Source organism: Pseudomonas sp. S1(2024) (genome assembly GCF_046557535.1).
In genome coordinates this window covers 20,246-38,316 of record NZ_JBKGFP010000048.1, presented here as the reverse complement: position 1 = coordinate 38,316, position 18,071 = coordinate 20,246, and the positions used below count along the sequence as shown (strand labels likewise).

12 protein-coding genes are annotated in these 18,071 nt (G+C 63.5%); 1 reads left to right on the top strand and 11 read right to left on the bottom strand.

Annotated features, from left to right (window positions below; translation table 11 throughout):
• Window positions 1–52: 52 nt before the first annotated feature.
• On the top strand, window positions 53–466 hold the full coding sequence (locus ACLCGK_RS13790) for a VOC family protein (protein WP_010955354.1): 414 nt from the start codon (window positions 53–55) through the stop codon (window positions 464–466).
• 121 nt (window positions 467–587) lie between these two features.
• Here the strand turns inward: ACLCGK_RS13790 and ACLCGK_RS13785 are convergent, their stop codons facing one another.
• From ACLCGK_RS13785 to ACLCGK_RS13735, 11 genes are all read right to left on the bottom strand, one after another.
• Window positions 588–3,524: a DUF748 domain-containing protein gene (locus tag ACLCGK_RS13785; protein ID WP_410952198.1), complete on the bottom strand. Its 2,937-nt coding sequence runs from the start codon at window positions 3,522–3,524 to the stop codon at window positions 588–590.
• A gap of 78 nt (window positions 3,525–3,602) precedes the next feature.
• Window positions 3,603–4,472, bottom strand: a complete 870-nt coding sequence (locus ACLCGK_RS13780; RefSeq protein WP_015271851.1) for an oxygenase MpaB family protein — start codon at window positions 4,470–4,472, stop codon at window positions 3,603–3,605.
• A 42-nt stretch (window positions 4,473–4,514) separates the two neighbouring features.
• Complete coding sequence (acs, locus tag ACLCGK_RS13775; RefSeq protein ID WP_410952197.1) at window positions 4,515–6,449, bottom strand: acetate--CoA ligase; 1,935 nt, start codon at window positions 6,447–6,449, stop codon at window positions 4,515–4,517.
• Window positions 6,450–6,647: 198 nt separating this feature from the next.
• The gene (pgi, locus tag ACLCGK_RS13770; RefSeq protein ID WP_410952196.1) at window positions 6,648–8,312 is read right to left on the bottom strand and encodes a glucose-6-phosphate isomerase; all 1,665 of its coding nucleotides are present in this window, start codon (window positions 8,310–8,312) and stop codon (window positions 6,648–6,650) included.
• 355 nt (window positions 8,313–8,667) lie between these two features.
• On the bottom strand, window positions 8,668–9,531 hold the full coding sequence (panC, locus tag ACLCGK_RS13765; protein ID WP_410952195.1) for a pantoate--beta-alanine ligase: 864 nt from the start codon (window positions 9,529–9,531) through the stop codon (window positions 8,668–8,670).
• Entirely contained in the window at window positions 9,528–10,328 is an 801-nt protein-coding gene (gene panB / locus ACLCGK_RS13760) for a 3-methyl-2-oxobutanoate hydroxymethyltransferase (protein WP_410952194.1), read from the bottom strand. Before panB ends, panC begins: the two co-directional genes overlap by 4 nt.
• Window positions 10,329–10,590: 262 nt before the next feature.
• Window positions 10,591–11,070: a 2-amino-4-hydroxy-6-hydroxymethyldihydropteridine diphosphokinase gene (gene folK, locus ACLCGK_RS13755; protein ID WP_085721785.1), complete on the bottom strand. Its 480-nt coding sequence runs from the start codon at window positions 11,068–11,070 to the stop codon at window positions 10,591–10,593.
• Window positions 11,067–12,449, bottom strand: a complete 1,383-nt coding sequence (locus ACLCGK_RS13750) for a polynucleotide adenylyltransferase PcnB (RefSeq protein ID WP_410952193.1) — start codon at window positions 12,447–12,449, stop codon at window positions 11,067–11,069. The genes folK and ACLCGK_RS13750 overlap by 4 nt, the downstream gene beginning before the upstream one ends.
• 839 nt (window positions 12,450–13,288) lie before the next feature.
• A complete protein-coding gene (locus tag ACLCGK_RS13745) occupies window positions 13,289–14,731 on the bottom strand; it encodes a sigma-54-dependent transcriptional regulator (protein WP_100413853.1) in 1,443 nt (480 codons plus the stop codon).
• 4 nt (window positions 14,732–14,735) lie between these two features.
• Window positions 14,736–17,711, bottom strand: coding sequence for a sensor histidine kinase (locus tag ACLCGK_RS13740; RefSeq protein ID WP_410952192.1), 2,976 nt, complete (start codon window positions 17,709–17,711; stop codon window positions 14,736–14,738).
• Window positions 17,695–17,871: a hypothetical protein gene (locus tag ACLCGK_RS13735; RefSeq protein ID WP_003250005.1), complete on the bottom strand. Its 177-nt coding sequence runs from the start codon at window positions 17,869–17,871 to the stop codon at window positions 17,695–17,697. The genes ACLCGK_RS13740 and ACLCGK_RS13735 overlap by 17 nt, the downstream gene beginning before the upstream one ends.
• Between the last annotated feature and the right edge of the window lie 200 nt (window positions 17,872–18,071).

Below are 18,071 nucleotides of genomic sequence, written 5' to 3'. Positions count from 1 at the left end.
CCTTTTGTTTTAAATTCTACTGTGAATTGTATACAAAAATGGAGCTTCGCCAATGTCCGAATTGCCTGCACGCCCTGGTCGCCTGAACGGCCTGCGCCATATTGCCTTGTTGGTGCCCAACCTGGAGGAGTGCGAACGCTTCTACGTCGATGTGCTGGGCATGGAGGTGCTGAACCGCGCCAACGAAGACCTGGTGTATCTCACTTGTGGTAACGACAACCTGTCGCTGGGGCGCGGGGCAGGGGCGGCCAATGGTTTGCAGACCCTGGACCACTATGGGTTCATCGTCGATAGCGTGGAGGAGCTGGAGGCCTGGTACCAGTATTTCAAGGCCCATGGCGTGACCCTGCTGGACCGGCCGTTCAACCATGGTGACGGGGCGCGCAGCTTCCACCTGCTGGACCCGGCAGGGAACAAGGTGCAGCCGTTGTACCACCCGGCGGTGTCGGGGCAGCGGTTGGTGTGAAGCCTGTACCGGCCTCTTCGCGGGCTTGCCCGCTCCCACAGGGACCGTACACAGTTCAAGGCCTGTGCAGTACCTGTGGGAGCGGGCAAGCCCGCGAAGAGGCCAGACCTGCTAGTAGAAGTTACTCGGCATCCAGATGCATCGGCGTCACCACCCGACCATCGCTCTCGGCCTGGCCCAGACTGGTATCGATGAAGTACACCCGGTCATCTTCCAGCTGGCCTTTGTCTACCAGGTAATCCTTGATGCTGCTGGCCCGCTCCTGGCCAAGTGTGCGCAGCAGCGCAGTACTTTCGGCCCAGGACTTGATCACCGCCTCGCGCAGCTTGGCGGTGCGCTCGTCGCGGCCCAGTTGCTCCCATTCCGCAGGCGGCTGTTGCTTCAGGCGGTTACGGTAGATGCCTTCGAGCATCGCCGGTTTTTCGCTGTCGTCGACCACCAGCATCGAGGCATTGGCCGGCACCTTGTCACCGCGGCGCTGCAGAATCTTGTACCAGGTGGCCTGGTACTCACGCTCCAGGCGCTGCTGGGCGATCAGCGGGCCGTCGCTGGCCTGGGCGCTGGTGCCTTCGATTTCCAGACGCAGCTCCGGGCGCTCCTTCAGGGCCGACGCCAATTTGTCCAACGATGCCTGGGCGTCGCCACTAAGCTCGCTGGAGCCCGGGGCGAAGGACACATTGCCCAGATCTTCCGAGCCACCGTCGGCAACCAGCCCGCCAATGAACTTGAACGGCGCTTGCGCCGCACGCAACACCAGGTTGCGCAGGGTTTGCCAGACGATCGGCATCACGCTGAACTGCGGGTTGTTGAGGTCTCCGGATACCGGCAGCTCGATCGAGATCTTGCCTTCGGTATCCTTCAGCAGTGCCACCGCCAGGCGGATAGGGAGGTCCACTGCGTCCGGGCTGTCGACCTTCTCGCCCAACTGCAACTGCTCAACCACCACCTTGTTCTCGGCCTTCAGTTGGCCATTGGTGATCAGGTAATGCAGGTCGAGGTTGAGCCGGCCCTTGCGGATACGGAAGCCGGCGAACTTGCCGGAGTAGGGGGTGAGTGTGGTCAGCTCGACCCGCTTGAAGCTGGTGGCGATATCCAGGCTGGCCAGCGGGTTGAACGGGTTGAGGGCGCCTTTGATGGTGACCGGCGCGTAGCGGTCGACCTTGCCCTTGACGTCGACCTTGGCCGGCACCGGCTTGCGATTGTCGATGGTGCCGATCCGGCCGTTCAGCTGTTGGATGGCCGTGGCGAAGTTGGGGGTGAGGGACAGGTCGGCGAAGTTGGCCGAGCCGTCGTTGATGTCGATCTGGCCGATGTGGATGCCCAGCGGCTTGTCGTTGCCGGCGGAGGCCGGCTTGGACTGGCTGGTCGCTGGGGCGCCGGCCGGCTGCGGGATCAGCAGGTCGTTGATGTTGGTCGTGCGGTCTTCGTTGATGATGAAACGCGCATAGGGTTGCAGCAGGGTCACTTTGTCGATCGACAGCGCATCGCCGTGCACGTAGGACAGGCCGTCGACGTTCACCTGTTGCCATTTGACGAAGTCACGGCTCTTGATGGTGTCGAGGGTGTGCAGCTGGCTGACCTGTGCCTTTCCGGTAACACTGAAGGCCAGTGGTGCGGTGTTCTTCAGGTCGACCTTGAGGTCGCTGGCGAGCATGCCGCTGCGCAGCTCCAGCAGGATGAACGGGCTGATATAGGCCTGGGCCACTCGCAGGTCGATATCGCGGGTGCTCACGTCCAGCTTGGCCCAGATGGGCGCCAGGTTGACCTGGCCGGCCGCCTGAAGCTTGCCTTGCTTGCCCACGCCGGTATCGAGCTTGAGGTTGAAGGGCGACTTGTTGAGACTGTCGAAACCTTGCAGGTCGGCGTTGAGCGGGCCGACATCGAGGGCCACCGGCTCCTTCTGAGTACGGTCTGCCAGGTGCACCAGGTAGTTACGCAGTTGCACGTCCTTGAGCAGCACCTGCCAGGGTTTGCTCGGCTCCTTGGCGGCTTGCTGTTCGGGCGTGGGCTCGGCGGCGGCCGGTTCGGCCTTTTCCTTCGGCGTAGCCTTGGCCGGCTGGCTGGCGAACAGTTTCTGCCAGTCGAGCTGGCCGTCCTTTTCCAGCGCGGCCCAGGTTTCCAGTTTTTCGCTGCGGATCTTGCCCACGGTGACCAGCTGCTTGACCAGATCGACCGAGGTTTCGCTTACTTCCAGGCTGGCCAGGCGTGCCAGCGGGCGGCCATCCGGGGCCTTTATGGCAAACGGGGCGATGCGCACCGACGCGTTGTCCAGCAACAGTTCGGTCTGCTTGGCGAGGTTGAGCTTGTAGTGGGTGTCGAGGCTGACCACGCCGTCTTCCAGCACCAGTGGCACGGCATCGCGCACATAGGGCCAGAATGCCTTCATCTTGCCTTCGGTGATCTTCAGTGTGCCTTCAGAGGCGATTGGCGCCAGGCTAAGGGTGCCTTTCCAGTCGATGCGCCCGCCGTTGGGGCCGATGGCCACCAGGGTCATGTCGGCATTGTCGTTGGGCAGGGTGCTGAGGTTTTTCAGCTCCAGGTTCATGTTGTCGTAGAGGAACTCGATCGGCTCGCTCGGGCGCAGGTCCTCGAAGTGCAGGTAGCCATCGCTGAGCTTGATGCTGCCGATGCGTAGCGGGAACGGGTCGCTGGGTGGCTCGTCAGGCTTGGCTTCGCTGGCTGGCAGTTTGAACAGGCGGGTCAGGTTGAGAGTACCGTCCTTGGCGAACAGCACTTCGTTGCGCGGTTTGACCAGTTCCACTGCGTCCAGGTGCAGGGCACCGCTCCATAGACTGTCGAGCGAAAGGTTGGCGTACAGCCGGTCGAAGCCGACCTGCTCCTTGCCAGGCTCGCCGATCTGCAGGCCCCACAGTGTCAGCTCGAGGCTGAAGGGGTTGAGTTCGATCCGTTCGAGGTGGGCAGGCACGGTTGCGTACTGGGCCAACTGTTGGTTGGCGATGCGCAGCGCGACACCGGGGAGAACGAAAAAGCCAAGAAGGCTGTAGAGGGCTACCAGGGCCAGCAGTGCGCCAGCGGCGCGAGTCAATCCTTTGTACATGTGTCGCTTCGTCTGTCTAAGCAGGAGAGCTTGGAGTATGGCACGTTAAATCAGTTCCGCTGAGGCGACCAGTTGACCTCATTCGATACCCATGCGCCGTTTGGCCCGGTGCGCCGAGCCGTCGCGCATCGCCCAGCGCAGTACTGGCGCAGTGCGTTGCAGGCCCAGGCGGATCATGCGCCGCTGCAACGGACCGTGCTGTAGCCCGAGCATGGTCTGGGCCCAGCCCGGCAGCAGGTCGATGCCGGCGTGCAGCATCAGCTTGCCCACCGGCTGTGCCAGGCGGCTGGGGGCGGGGGCATCGAGCAGGATGCCGACCACCTCATGGCTGCGTGCGTCGCAGTGCAACTGCGGACGCATGCGCTGCAGATAGTCCTCGACCTGCTGGCACGAGCGCGGCACGTCGCGGGCGCCAAGGCGCTCGGCAATCAATGCGATCTCTGCGTAGTAGGCATCCTGCTCGGCGCGCGCTAGTTGCGGGTTGCGGTAACGCAGGTGGGCGGCGAGAAAGCTGCTGACTTCCGCTACGTGCACCCAGGTCAGCAGGTCAGGGTCGCTGGCCGCATACGGGCGGCCATCCGGCGCGGTGCCGGTTACCTGCAGGTGGATGGTACGCACCTTGTCGATCAGCCACTCGGCATCGCGGGTGGCGCCGAAGGTGGTGCCGGAGATGAATTGGCTGGTACGGCGCAGGCGGCCGAGCAGGTCTTCACGGAAGTTGGAATGGTCCCACACCCCGGCCAGGGCCAGCGGGTGCAGCAACTGCAGCATGAGGGCACTGATGCCACCGACCAGCATGCTCGGGAAGTCGCCATGTACCCGCCAGCTGATGCTGTGCGGGCCGAACAGCCCGGGGTCACCCTTGGGCGATTCCAGGTCGAGCTGGCCGAGGGCCAGCCCGGTAAGGCTCATGACCTGGGTTTCGATGCGGCGGCGAAGGGCTTCCATGGCGACCTTTGGTTCAGGGCGGCCATGGGCAACGGCCGCCGGTTACTGGTTGAGGCGTTTGTCGATCAGGCCCTGCACCACGCTGGGGTCGGCCAGGGTCGAGGTATCGCCCAGGTTGTCGAGTTCGTTGCAGGCGATCTTGCGCAGTATACGCCGCATGATCTTGCCTGAGCGTGTCTTGGGCAGCGCCGGAGCCCACTGGATCAGCTCGGGTTTGGCGAAACTGCCGATTTCCTTGCTGACCAGGGCCAGTAGCTCGGCCTTGAGCGCGTCGTCCGGCGTTACACCATTCATCGGTGTGACGAAAGCGTAAACGCCTTGGCCCTTGAGGTCGTGGGGGTAACCGACCACCGCCGCTTCGGCAACGCTGTCATGCAGCACCAGCGCGCTTTCCACTTCGGCGGTACCGATACGGTGACCGGAAACGTTGATCACGTCATCGATACGCCCGGTGATCCAGTAGTCTCCATCGGCATCGCGGCGGGCACCGTCGCCGGTGAAGTAATAGCCGGGCATCGGCTTGAAGTAGGTGTCGACCATGCGCTGATGGTCGCCATAGACACTTCGGATCTGCCCGGGCCAGCTGGCCTTGATCGCCAGCAGGCCGGCACCGGGGCCCTCGATGAGCTTGCCCTTTTCGTCCAGCAGCACCGGTTGTACGCCGAACATGGGCTGGGTGGCACAGCCGGGCTTGAGCGACTGCGAGCCGGGCAGCGGGGTGAGCATGATGCCGCCTGTCTCGGTCTGCCACCAGGTATCGACGATGGGGCAGCGCTTTTGCCCGACTTCTTCGAAATACCACTCCCAGGCTTCCGGGTTGATCGGCTCGCCGACGCTGCCCAGCAGGCGCAGGCTCTGGCGTGAAGTGCTCTGCAGCGGCGCGGAGCCCTCGCGCATCAGCGCGCGCAGGGCGGTCGGGGCGGTGTAGAAGATGTTCACCTTGTGTTTGTCCACCACTTGCCAGAAGCGCGAGGTGTCCGGGTAGTTGGGCACGCCTTCGAACATCAGCGAGATCGCGCCATTGGCCAGCGGACCATAGACGATGTAGCTGTGGCCGGTGACCCAGCCGACATCGGCGGTGCACCAGAACACCTCGCCGTCACGGTAGTCGAACACCACCTTGAAGGTGAGGGTGGCCTGGAGCAGGTAGCCGCCGGTAGTGTGCAGCACGCCTTTGGGTTTGCCGGTGCTGCCGGAGGTGTAGAGGATGAACAGCGGGTCTTCGGCACCCATCGGCTCGGGACTGCAGTCGTCGCCGGCCTTTTCCGTTGCCTCGTGGTACCAGAAGTCACGGCCTTCGGCCCAGACGACATCGCCGCCGGTGCGGCGCACCACAAATACGCTGCTGACCGCAGGGCAGCTGGCCAGGGCCTTGTCGACGTTCTGTTTCAGCGGGATGCGTTTGCCGCCGCGCACGCCTTCATCGGCAGTGATCACCGTACGGCAGTCGGCATCGAGGATACGGTCGCGCAGGGCATCTGGCGAGAAGCCGCCGAACACCACCGAGTGGATGGCACCGATGCGGGTGCAGGCAAGCATGGCGAAGGCGGCCTCGGGGATCATCGGCATGTAGATGCACACCCGGTCGCCTTTCTTTACCCCGCGTGCTTTCAGCGCATTGGCCAGGCGGCAGACCTGGCGGTGCAGTTCGCGGTAGGTGATGGCCTTGGAATCCTTGGGATCGTCGCCTTCCCACAGCAGGGCAGTCTGTTCGCCGCGTCGGGCCAGGTGGCGGTCGATGCAGTTGTAGCTGACGTTGAGCTGGGCGCCGTCGAACCAGCGGGCGCTGCCGGTCTCTAGGTCGCATTGCTGCACGCTCGACCAGGGCTTGATCCAGTCCAGGCGCTTGGCCTGTTCGGCCCAGAAGGTGTCGGGGTCATCCACCGACTGGCGGTAGAGGCGGCGGTACTCGTCGGGGGTTAGGGCGGCGGACTGGCTGACGGCCAGGGCCTGAGGGTAGTTGCGGATATCGAACATGGCGGGTGGTCCTGCTCTTGTAAGGGGCGATGGACTGCAACGGCTATTCGATAGGACAGTGTAGCTGGGAGAGGTGTTCAACCTGTGCCGGCCTCTTCGCGGGCTCGCCCGCTCCCACAGGTACTGAACAGTTCTTGAGGCCTGTGCGGTACCTGTGGGAGCGGGCGAGCCCGCGAAGAAGCTGGCGAAGGTTTCAGATCAACCGCGGTGACGGCCGCGGAAGTAGTTGATCAGGCCTTGGGTGGAACCATCTTCGGCGCTTTCTTCCAGGCTGCCGACCAGGCGTTGGTAAACGCCCTTGCCCAGCTCCTTGCCTAGCTCCACGCCCCACTGGTCGAAGGCGTTGATGCCCCAGATCACGCTCTGCACGAACACCTTGTGCTCGTACATCGCCACCAGCGCGCCCAGGCGGCGCGGGCTGATGCGTTCCACCACCAGGGTGTTGCTCGGACGATTGCCTGGGATCACCTTGTGCGGGGCCAGCTTTTCGATGTCCGCTTCGTTCAGGCCTTTGCCACGCAGCTCTGCCTCGGCTTCCTCGCGGGTTTTGCCCAACATCAGCGCCTGGCTCTGCGACAGGCAGTTGGCGTACAGCCACTGATGATGGTCGGCCACCGGGTTGAAGCTCACCACCGGTACGATGAAGTCGGCCGGAATCAGCTGGGTGCCCTGGTGCAGCAGCTGGTGGTAGGCATGCTGGCCGTTGCAACCGACGCCACCCCAGATAACCGGACCGGTGTCGGTCTTCACCGGGGTGCCGTCCTGCAGCACGCTCTTGCCGTTGGACTCCATGTCCAGCTGTTGCAGGTGCTTGGTGATGTTGCGCAGGTAGTGGTCGTACGGCAGGATCGCGTGACTCTGGGCGCCCCAGAAGTTGCCGTACCACACGCCCAGCAGGGCCAGCAGCACCGGCATGTTCTTGTCGAACGGCGCGGTCTGGAAGTGCTGGTCCATGGTGTAGGCACCGGACAGCAGCTCTTTGAAGTTGGCGGTACCGATGGCCAGGGCGATCGGCAGGCCGATGGCCGACCACAGCGAGTAGCGCCCGCCCACCCAGTCCCACATCGGGAAGATGTTTTCTTCGCGGATGCCGAAGGCCACGGCGGCGGCCTTGTTGCTGGAAACGGCGATGAAGTGGCGGTACAGCTCGGCTTCCGAGCCGCCCTGGGCCAGGTACCAGGTACGCGCGGCCATTGCGTTCTTCAAGGTCTCGAGGGTGTTGAACGACTTCGACGAGACGATGAACAGGGTGGTTTCGGCGCGCAGGTTGGCCGACAGCTCGTGGAACTCACTGCCGTCGATGTTCGCCAGGTAGTGGCAGCGCACGCCGCGCTGGGCGTAGGGCAGCAGCGCCTCGGACACCAGTTCGGGGCCGAGGAACGAGCCGCCGATGCCGATGTTGACCACGTCGGTGATCGGTTTTTCGCTGTAGCCGCGCCACAGCCCGTCGTGAATGCGGCCGACCAGTTCGGTGATCTGGTTGAGTACCTTGTGTACTTCCGGCATGACGTTCACGCCGTTGACGCTGAGCTTGTCGCCTACCGGCCGGCGCAGGGCGGTGTGCAGCACCGGGCGACCTTCGGAGGCGTTGATGATTTCGCCACTGAACATCGACTTGATGGCGTCCTGCAGGCCCACTTCGTTGGCCAGGTTCACCAGCAGGTCGCGGCTTTGTTCGGTGATCAGGTTTTTCGAGTAGTCGAGGAACAGGCCGCAGCAGCTCAAGGAAAACTGCTCGAAGCGCTTGGTATCGGCGGCGAAGGCTTCGCGCATGCTGAAACCTTGCATGGCGTCGCGGTGTTGCTGAAGCGCCTGCCAGGCGGGCAGGGCCGTGACATCGTGGGGTGTACGGTAATACGCCATTGCGCGGGGTTCCCTTGGTGCGTGATGAGACCTTGGACACGGCACTCATTGCCGGGTTCAGGCTGGCACCATTATAGGCAAAGGCCACTTGCAGGGAATGGGTAAGGCGGGGGAATTTGGGGGAAGCAACTGTCTTGTATTGCCTGTACTGGCCTCATCGCTGGCAAGCCAGCTCCCACAGGAATAGCGCATGGCTCGAGGCCGATGCGGTCGGGGTGTGATTTGGGGGCGCTACCGGTACTGGCCTCATCGCTGGCAAGCCAGCTCCCGCAGGGATAGCGCATGGCTCGAGGCCGATGCGGTCGGGGTGGGAGCTGGCTTGCCGGCGAATGGGCTGCAAGGCAGCCCCGGGCCGTTACGCGGTCTTCTCTTCCAGATGAAGGTACAGGTTGTCGATCAACCGTGTGTTACCCAGGTAAGCCGCCGCAATCACCACCAGATCACGATCATCGATCATCGCGGGTCGCAGGCTTACCGCATGACGCACCTCAAGGTAATCCGGGCGGAAACCCGCGGCGGTCAACTGCGCCTTGCCTTCGGCAACCAGTGCGGCAAAGTCCCGCTGGCCATGGCGGATGGCCCCAGCGATATGCTGCAGCGTGCGGTACAGCGCAGGTGCCGTAGAACGCTGCTCCGGCGTGAGGTAGCCGTTACGCGACGACAGCGCCAGGCCGTCCTCGGCCCGCACTGTGGGCTCGCCGATGATCTGGATCGGCATGTTCAGGTCGCGCACCATGGCGCGGATAACCGCCAGCTGCTGGAAGTCCTTTTCACCGAACACGGCAAGGTCGGGCTGGACCATGTTGAACAGCTTGCTGACCACGGTGGCCACGCCTTCGAAATGACCGGGCCGGCTGGCGCCGCACAGGCCTTCGGAAAGGTGGGGTACGCTGACGCGGGTTTGCACGCTCATGCCGTCGGGGTACATCTCTTCGACGCTGGGCGCGAACAGCAGATTGCAGCCCGCCTGGAGCAGGCGCTCCTGGTCGGCGGCCAGGGTGCGCGGGTACTTGTCGAGGTCTTCGTTGGCGCCGAACTGCAGCGGGTTGACGAAGATGCTGGCGACCACGAAATCGGCGCGCTGTGCAGCCTTGGTCACCAGGGCGGCATGGCCGCTGTGCAGGTTGCCCATGGTCGGCACGAAGCCGATGCGCTTGCCTTCACCGCGGGCGCGGGCGACTGCGGCGCGCAGTTCGCGGACGGTCTTGACTGTATTCATGCACTGAACCCATGTTCGCTGCCTGGGAAGCTGACCTGCTTGACCGCCTCGACGTAAGCGACGAGGGCGCTGTGGATATCCGGCTGGCCTTGCATGAAGTTCTTCACGAACTTCGGTACGTGGCCGCTCAGCGACAGGCCGAGCATGTCGTGCAGGACCAGGACCTGGCCATCGGTGCCGTTGCCAGCCCCAATGCCGATCACCGGGATGGATACGGCACTGGTGATTTCCGCCGCCAGTTCGCTGGGCACGCATTCGAGCAGCAGCATGGCTGCACCGGCCTGTTCCAGGGCGATCGCGTCGGCGCGCATCTGCCGGGCCTGGGCTTCCTGGCGGCCCTGGACCTTGTAGCCGCCCATCACGTTGACAGTCTGCGGTGTCAGGCCCATGTGCGCGCATACTGGCACGCCACGCTCGGCCAGCAGGCGGATGGTCTCGGCCAGCCAGGCAGCGCCTTCGATCTTGATCATGTGGGCGCCGGCCTGCATCAGCGTGGCGCTGTTGGCAAAGGCCAGCTCTGGTGTAGCGTGCGCCATGAACGGCAGGTCGGCGAGGATCAGCGCGCCGTCGTTGCCACGTTTGACGCTGGCGGTATGGTAGGCCATGTCCGCGGTGGTCACCGGCAGTGTGCTGTCGTGGCCTTGCAGGACCATGCCCAGCGAGTCGCCCACCAGCAACACTTCGACACCGGCCTGGCTGGCGGCCTTGGCAAAGGTGGCGTCGTAACAGGTCAGCATGGTGATTTTTTCACCCTTGGCCTTGAGGCCATTGAGGGTGGTCAGGGTTACTTCAGGCATGTAGGAAATTCCTCGTTCAGGCGCTGTAAGAAACGACTGCATTCAACGCGTGTAGTCATTTTCCGGAGCGGCACATCATCGCGCGTGATGTTCGGGCACAGGTCCGTCCGGGCCTAAATACGGGTATGCGGCACTTTGGTGCCACACGGGACGCCTATAGTCGTGAGCGAGGTGGGGGAAGTCAATCACCCTGTTACCGCATTGTTACGATCAGGGTGTTACTGGCGTTACCGCGCCAGTGTGCAAGGCTGGAACGCCCGGTTTACAGGCGTTCCAGGCCGACGAACGGGCAGTCGTCGAGCAGTTGCGCAAGGGCGCGGCCGTCGGCCAGGCGGAAATCGCCCGGTACCAGTTCCGCCAGCGGGTACAGCACGAAAGGCCGGGCATGCATGTGGTAGTGCGGTACTTTCAGGCGCGGCTCGTCGAGCACCTGGTCGCCGAACAGCAGGATGTCCAGGTCCAGTGTGCGTGGGCCCCAGCGTTCCTTGCGCACGCGGCCCTGTTCGTTTTCGATGGCCTGCAGGGCATCGAGCAGGGCCAGCGGCGCTAGCGTGGTGTCCAGGGCGGCGACGGCGTTGGTGTAGCGCGGCTGGCCGGGCAGCAGCGAATCGCTGGTGTACAGGGCCGAGGCCGCCACCAGTCGTGTGGCTTCGACCTGGTCGAGGGCCTGGAACGCGCTGCGCAACTGCTCGGCAGGCGCATCCAGGTTGCTGCCCAGGCCGATATAGGCGCGGGTGCTCACTCGAACGCCTCGTCGCCACTGCGCTTGCGCTTGCCACCGCTGCGCTTGCGTTTGCGCGGGCCGGCGCCTTCGTCACGGCTGCCCAGTTCGCGGATCATCTCGCGGCGCTCGCTGTCGTTGGCATCCTGGTAGTCGGTCCACCACTGGCCGAGGTCGTCGGTTTCTTCCCCGGCGCTTTCGCGCAGCAGCAGGAAGTCGTAGCCGGCGCGGAAGCGCGGGTTGTCCAGCAGCATGTCGGCGCGCTTGCCGCTGCGGCGTGGCAGGCGCTCCTGCATGTCCCAGATCTCGCGGATCGGCAGGGTGAAGCGCTTGGGGATGGCGATACGTGCGCATTGTTCGGCGATCAGGTCGTGGGCCGCACCGTTCATGGCCGGGATAGGCGGCACGCCTTGGTTCTGCAGGTGCAGCACGCGAGCCGGGAGGGCTGGCCACAGCAGCGCGGCGAAGAGGAAGGCCGGGGTTACCGGTTTGCCTTGCTTCACGCGCAGGTCGGTGTTGTTCAGCGCTTGGCTGATCAGCGTGTGGGTGTAGGTCGGGCGCTCGTCCAAGGCATGCGAACTGGCCGGGAACAGCGGCTCGAACAACTGAAGGTCGACCAGCATTTCGAAGACGATGGCGCCCTGGCCGGAGAGGAACAGCTTGAGGCTCTCTTCGAACAGGCGCGCTGGCGGAATTTCGCGCAGCAGTGGGGCCAGCTCGCGGATCGGCTGGACCGTGTGTTTTTCGATGCCGAAGTCGAGCTTGGCGGCGAAGCGCACCGCGCGCAGCATGCGCACCGGGTCTTCCTGATAGCGGTGGGTAGGGTCGCCGATCAGGCGCAGCAAGCGGTTGCGGATATCGTGCACGCCGTTGGCGTAGTCGAGGATGCGCTCGCTGACCGGGTCGTAGTACAGGGCGTTGATGGTGAAGTCGCGACGTTGCGCGTCCTCTTCCAGGGTGCCGTACACGTTGTCACGCAGAATGCGGCCACTGGCATTGTGCGACGAACGGTGGCTGTCGCCCTGGTCGTCTTCCGAATGGTGGGCGCGGAAAGTTGCGACTTCGATGATTTCACGTCCGAAATGCACGTGGACCAGCTTGAAGCGGCGGCCAATGATGCGTGCGTTGCGGAACTCGGCACGGACCTGTTCAGGGGTGGCACTGGTGGCGACGTCGAAGTCTTTCGGCGTGATGCCCAGCATCAGGTCGCGGACACAGCCACCGACCAGGTAAGCCTGGTAACCGGCGCTCTGCAGGCGTTCCACGATGTTCACCGCATGGCGGCTGAATTGGTGGCGTTGCAGCGAGTGCTGGCTCTTGTTGATCACCTCAGGCGTGGTGCGCCTGTGGTGCGGGCCCGGTACGGGCGGGCGGAACGACTGGAACAGCTTCTTCAGCATGGGATGCACTGTTTGAAGGAATGTTCGGCCAAGAATAGGAGAATGGCCGCATGATGGGCGGGGATTCTAGCATTTACTCAAGGAATGGTGTAGGCGGGTAGCAGGATGCCTGCCAGAAGGGTAGAAACGACAAGGGGAGCCTAAGCTCCCCAAGAAGTCGTTGCGTGCTCTTATTGTTTTTCTGCTGGGCTTCTTGTTTTTGTTGAGTGCCCTGTCCACAAATCTCGAAGCTTGTGGACGACCCCCAATCCAGGGGTTAAGAGCAAACGGATTGCTTTGGTCGCTGATGTCACGTTGATCTGTCGATCCAACCAGTTCAGGCGCTGCTTTTTAGTGCAGTTTTTGTTGTTCTCTACCTGGTTGTGGGGCAAGCCCCAAACACGCATCCTCTCCAAAAGAATCAGTTAGCTGCGCCTCCGCCGTCTTGTTTTTATTGTGCGTGAGCCGTTTCGTCTTGTTCTTATTCTGAGTTGCAGTGCTTGTTATTGTTCTTGTACCAGACATATAGCAGGTGCCGTGCCAACTTTTGCAAACCCAGTAAAATCAAGGGTTTGGAGGTGGTGAGCAGTTTTTCAGCGGTCGAAAATGTCGAAATTTCGTTACCGTACGCCTCGGGAACTGTTACGGCGGAAAGCTTGGGTAACAGATTTTTGCGGGGGCTGATGTGTTACCGAGGTGTGTGCGCTGGCTTTGCTGGCCCTTTCGCGGGCACGCCCGCTCCCACAGGGGATGCACCACCCTTTAGGGCAGTGAAATTCCTGTGGGAGCGGGCATGCCCGCGAAGAGGCTGGAGAGGTTGTAGATAGGGGCAGGAGGAACCTCCCGCCCAGGCAGCGTGGTTATTCGCTGGTAGCGTTGCTCTTGCGCCGCGGGATGCCCAGGCGCTGGCGGCGTTCCCACAGGCACTTGCGGCTGACCCCGAGCTTGCGGGCCAGCTCGGTCTCGGTCATGTGGTCCTGGTGCTCGAGCACGAAGTGCTGGAAGTAATCTTCCAGCGACAGGTCCTCGGTAGGCTCATGGCTGGCATTGGCCGTACTGGCCCCGACCAGGGCGTTATCGAGGATTTCGTCCTCCTCCAGGTCACCCAGCTCGATGTCGATGCCCAGCAGGTCGGCGGAAATTTCTGCGCTCTCGCTGAGGATCACCGCACGCTCCACGGCGTTTTCCAGCTCTCGCACGTTACCCGGCCAGCTGTAGTGACGAATTGCCTGCTCGGCTTCGGCCGAGAAGTGCAGGTCGTCGCGGCCAATGCGCGCGCTCTGGCGGGCGAGGAAAGCGCTGGCGATCTCGTTGACGTCGCTGCCGCGCTCGCGCAGGGCAGGCAGTTTCAGGGCGATCACGTGCAGGCGGTAATACAGGTCTTCACGGAACTGGCCGGCCTTGGCCAGGTTCTTCAGGTCGCGGTGGGTCGCGGCGATCAGGCGTACATCGACCTTTTGCGACTGTACCGAACCCACCCGGCGAATCTCGCCTTCCTGCAGCACGCGCAGCAGGCGGGCCTGGGCTTCCAGCGGCAGTTCGCCGATTTCGTCGAGGAACAGGGTACCGCCATCGGCAGCCTCCACCAGGCCAGCGCGCCCGGCGCTGGCGCCGGTGAACGCGCCTTTCTCGTGGCCGAACAGCTCGGACTCGATCAGTGTCTCGGGGATGGCCGCGCAGTTCACCGAAATCATTGGTGCCTTGGCCCGACGCGACAGGTTGTGCAGGGCGCGTGCGACCAGCTCTTTGCCGGTGCCCGACTCGCCCTGGATCAACACATTGGAGTCGGTGGGCGCGACCTTGCGGATCTTGCTGTACATGTCCTGCATCGGCGGGCACGAGCCGATAATGCCGATTTCGCCATTGGCGGCCGCCGCGCCGCCTTTGTCGGCGGTGGCGGCCTTGCCATTGGTGGCGCGTGGCTCGGCCGCCGGTGCGGCAGCCGGGGCGTTCTGCCGGTCGCGCAGGATACGCGCAACCGCTTGCAGCATCTCGTCGTGGTCGAAGGGCTTGGCGATGTAGTCCACCGCGCCCATTTTCATCGAGTCTACCGCCGAGCGCAGGCTGGCGTAGCTGGTCATGATCAGTACCGGGGTGCCTTGGCCGAGCTTGATCAGTTCGGTGCCGGGTGCGCCTGGCAGGCGCAGGTCGCTGACGATCAGGTCGAAGGTGGCAATGCTGAAGCGTTCCTGGGCTTCCTGCACCGAGCCGGCTTCGCTGACCTGGTACTGGTTCCGTTCGAGCAGGCGACGCAAGGCCGAGCGGATGATGGTTTCGTCTTCGACGATCAGAATGTGCGGCATTGATTCAATTCTCTCGACGGTCTCGAATTTCAGGGGACGTCGCTACGACATGCCGGGGCAGGGTCACGCGGATCCGGGTGCCACGTTGCCGTTCGATATCGGCCGGGCTGTCGATGGTGATTTGCCCATAATGCTCTTCCACGATGGAATAGACCAGAGCAAGCCCCAGTCCGGTTCCTTCGCCCGGGTCCTTGGTGGTGAAGAAGGGTTCGAACAAGCGGTCCATGATGTTCTTCGGGATCCCGCTGCCCTCATCTTCGACGATCAGGTCGACGGTGTGCTCGCTGACTTCGCTGCGCACGCGCACGGCGCTGCCGGGCTTTGATGCGTCGCGGGCGTTGGAGAGCAGGTTGATCAGCACCTGGGCCAGGCGCTGCGGGTCCCCTTCGGCCCAGTGCTCCGGGTCGCAGAGGTTGAAGAACTGTACTTCGAAATTGCGCCGGTTCAACGCCAGCAGACCGATGGCGTCCTGCGCCACTTCGGCCAGGCATACCGGTTCTTCGCTGTTCTGGTGGCTGCCGCCGGCATGGGCGAAACTCATCAGCGACTGGACGATGCGCGATACCCGCTTGGTCTGTTCGAGAATCTGGCTGGACAGCTCGATGATTTCGCCATCGCCCTCACGCTCTTCGCGCAGGTTCTGCGCCAGGCAGGCGATGCCGGTGATCGGGTTGCCGATTTCGTGGGCCACGCCGGCGGCCAGACGGCCGATGCTGGCCAGGCGTTCGGAGTGCACCAATTTGTCTTCCAGGGCCTGGGTTTCGGTAAGATCCTCCACCAGCAGTACCAGGCCGCTGTTGCCCGGGGCCAGCGGCTCGTCGATGGCCGCCTTGTGCAGGTTCAGCCAGCGCGGCTGGCCGTCCAGCGCCAGGCGCTGCTTGTGCAGGTGCTCGTCTGGCACGTTGATGAAGCCTTGTAGCAGGCCGCGCCAGGGTTCGCTGATGGTGACCAGGCGCGAGCCGACCACGTGCTTGGCGGCGATGCCGGTGAGCTCTTCCATGGCCTTGTTCCACATCAGGATTTCCTGGTCCTTGGCCAGCGAGCAGACGCCCATGGGCAGTTCCTGCAGGGTCTGGCGGTGGTAGCGGCGCAGGGCGTCGAGCTCGGCGGCCAGGCCGGTCAGGCGGGAGTGGTAGTCTTCCAGGCGGCTTTCGATGAAGTGGATGTCCTCGGTCACGTAGTTTTCGTTACCGGACTTGTACGGCAGGAAGGTCTCGACCATGTCCTGGGCCACGCTCGGCCCCATCAGGCCGGACAGGTTGGCCTCGATGCGGTCGCGCAGGCGGCGCAAGGCATAGGGGCGGCGCTCGTCGAACGGCAGGTAGAGATCGCGCAGGGCCTGTTCCACTTCCTTCTGTGCGGCCTTGGCGCCCAGCGGCTTGGCCAGTTGAGTGGCGAACTCCTGTGGCGAGGCGGCGTGCAGCTCGCGGCGTTGCGGGCGGCGCACATTGTCCACTGCGCAGGCTTCGGCGGCGCTTACCTCTTCGTTGCTGGCGTTGGTGAACAGCGAGATCAGGGTGAACAACAGCACGTTGGCCGCCAGCGAGGCGATGGCCGCCATGTGCCAGCTGGTGTCGTCCAGCACGTAGATCATGTCCAGCAGCGGGATGTAGAAGCCCTGCAGGTTGCCCAGCAATGGCAGCAGCATGGTCACCATCCACACCAGGGTGCCGGCCAGCAGGCCGGCGATGAAGCCACGGCGGTTGGCAGTCGGCCAGTACAGCACCGACAGCACGCCCGGCAGGAACTGCAACGTGGCCACGAAGGCGACGATGCCCAGGTTGGCCAGGCTCTGGTGGTTGTTCTGGGTGAGGTAGAACATGAAGCCCGCGGTGATGATGGCGACGATCAGCGCGCGGCGGGTCCACTTCAGCCAGCGGTAGATGTTGCCTTCGGCCGGCGGCTGGTACAGCGGCAGCACCAGGTGGTTGAGGGCCATGCCCGACAGCGCCAGGGTGGTGACGATGATCAACCCGCTGGCGGCCGACAAACCGCCGACGTAGGCCAGCAGCGCCAGTGCCTGGTTGTTGGCGGCAAGCCCCAGGCCCAGGGTGAAGTACTCGGGGTTGGTGGTGGCGCCCAGGCGCAGGCCGGCCCACAGCACCAGCGGCACGGCCAGGCTCATCAGCAGCAGGAACAGCGGCAGGCCCCAGCTGGCGCTGACCAGCGAGCGCGGGTTGAGGTTTTCGGTGAAGGCCATGTGGTACATGTGCGGCATGACGATGGCCGAGGCGAAGAACACCAGTAGCAAGGTGCGCCATGGACCTTCCTGCAGCGGCGTATGCAGAGCGGCCAGGGCGGTCTGGTTCTGCAGCAGCCACACTTCCAGTTCGTGCGGGCCGCCGAACACGCCATACAGGGCATACAGGCCGATACCGCCCAGGGCCAGCAGCTTGATCACCGACTCGAAGGCGATGGCAAACACCAGCCCTTCGTGCTTTTCGCGTGTGGCGATGTGCCGCGAGCCGAAGAAGATGGTGAACAGGATGATGAGCGTACAGAAGGCGAAGGCCACACGTGCCTTGACCGGCTCACCGGTAAGGATACTGATCGAGTCGGCTACCGCCTGGATCTGCAGGGCCAGCAAGGGCAGAACGCCGATGAGCATGATGATGGTGGTCAGCGCCCCGGCCCAGGTGCTGCGAAAGCGGAACGCCAGCAGGTCGGCCAACGAGGACAGCTGGTAGGTACGGGTGATCTTCAGGATCGGATAGAGCAGCACTGGCGCCAGCAGGAACGCGCCGGACACCCCCAGGTAACAGGCAAGGAAGCCGTAGCCGTACTGGTAGGCCAGGCCCACCGAGCCATAGAAGGCCCAGGCACTGGCATATACGCCCAGCGACAGGGTGTAGGTCAGCGGGTGGCGAATGATCGAGCGCGGGATCAACCCCCGCTCGCTGATCCAGGCCACACCGAACAGCACCATGAGGTACGCGGCGCTGATCAGGATCATCTGGGTCAGGCTAAAGCTCATCGGCATCTCGTTGGCTCTGCAGGATGAAGGTGACGACGATCAGGATCAGCCAGAGCAGGTAAGGGCGGTACCAGGCTCCGGTCGGTTCGATCCACCAGTCCATGATGGCCGGGGAGAACAGGTAGATCCCCACGACCAGAAGCAGGACCAAACGATAGATGTACATGCTGGCCTCGATGGTTGGGCGCTGCGGGCTTGGACTTATTATTGGCGCAAATGGCTGGGCGGATGCTAGCGGGAATCCATAGTGTTCGCCAAGAGGTTGAATTTATTGGGCTTTTGTTTTTGAGGGGTGGGTTGCCTGTGCGGGCCTCTTCGCGGGCGCGCCCGCTCCCACAGGTAAACCACAAATCTTGAAGGCGGTGT

Excerpts from the sequence above, each read along its gene's own strand:
- ACLCGK_RS13790 (WP_010955354.1), top strand. The coding sequence starts at position 53 with ATGTCCGAATTGCCTGCACGCCCTGGTCGCCTGAACGGCCTGCGCCAT.
- ACLCGK_RS13785 (WP_410952198.1), bottom strand. The coding sequence starts at position 3,524 with ATGTACAAAGGATTGACTCGCGCCGCTGGCGCACTGCTGGCCCTGGTA.
- ACLCGK_RS13780 (WP_015271851.1), bottom strand. The coding sequence starts at position 4,472 with ATGGAAGCCCTTCGCCGCCGCATCGAAACCCAGGTCATGAGCCTTACC.
- acs (WP_410952197.1), bottom strand. The coding sequence starts at position 6,449 with ATGTTCGATATCCGCAACTACCCTCAGGCCCTGGCCGTCAGCCAGTCC.
- pgi (WP_410952196.1), bottom strand. The coding sequence starts at position 8,312 with ATGGCGTATTACCGTACACCCCACGATGTCACGGCCCTGCCCGCCTGG.
- panC (WP_410952195.1), bottom strand. The coding sequence starts at position 9,531 with ATGAATACAGTCAAGACCGTCCGCGAACTGCGCGCCGCAGTCGCCCGC.
- panB (WP_410952194.1), bottom strand. The coding sequence starts at position 10,328 with ATGCCTGAAGTAACCCTGACCACCCTCAATGGCCTCAAGGCCAAGGGT.
- ACLCGK_RS13750 (WP_410952193.1), bottom strand. The coding sequence starts at position 12,449 with ATGCTGAAGAAGCTGTTCCAGTCGTTCCGCCCGCCCGTACCGGGCCCG.
- ACLCGK_RS13745 (WP_100413853.1), bottom strand. The coding sequence starts at position 14,731 with ATGCCGCACATTCTGATCGTCGAAGACGAAACCATCATCCGCTCGGCC.
- ACLCGK_RS13740 (WP_410952192.1), bottom strand. The coding sequence starts at position 17,711 with ATGCCGATGAGCTTTAGCCTGACCCAGATGATCCTGATCAGCGCCGCG.
- ACLCGK_RS13735 (WP_003250005.1), bottom strand. The coding sequence starts at position 17,871 with ATGTACATCTATCGTTTGGTCCTGCTTCTGGTCGTGGGGATCTACCTG.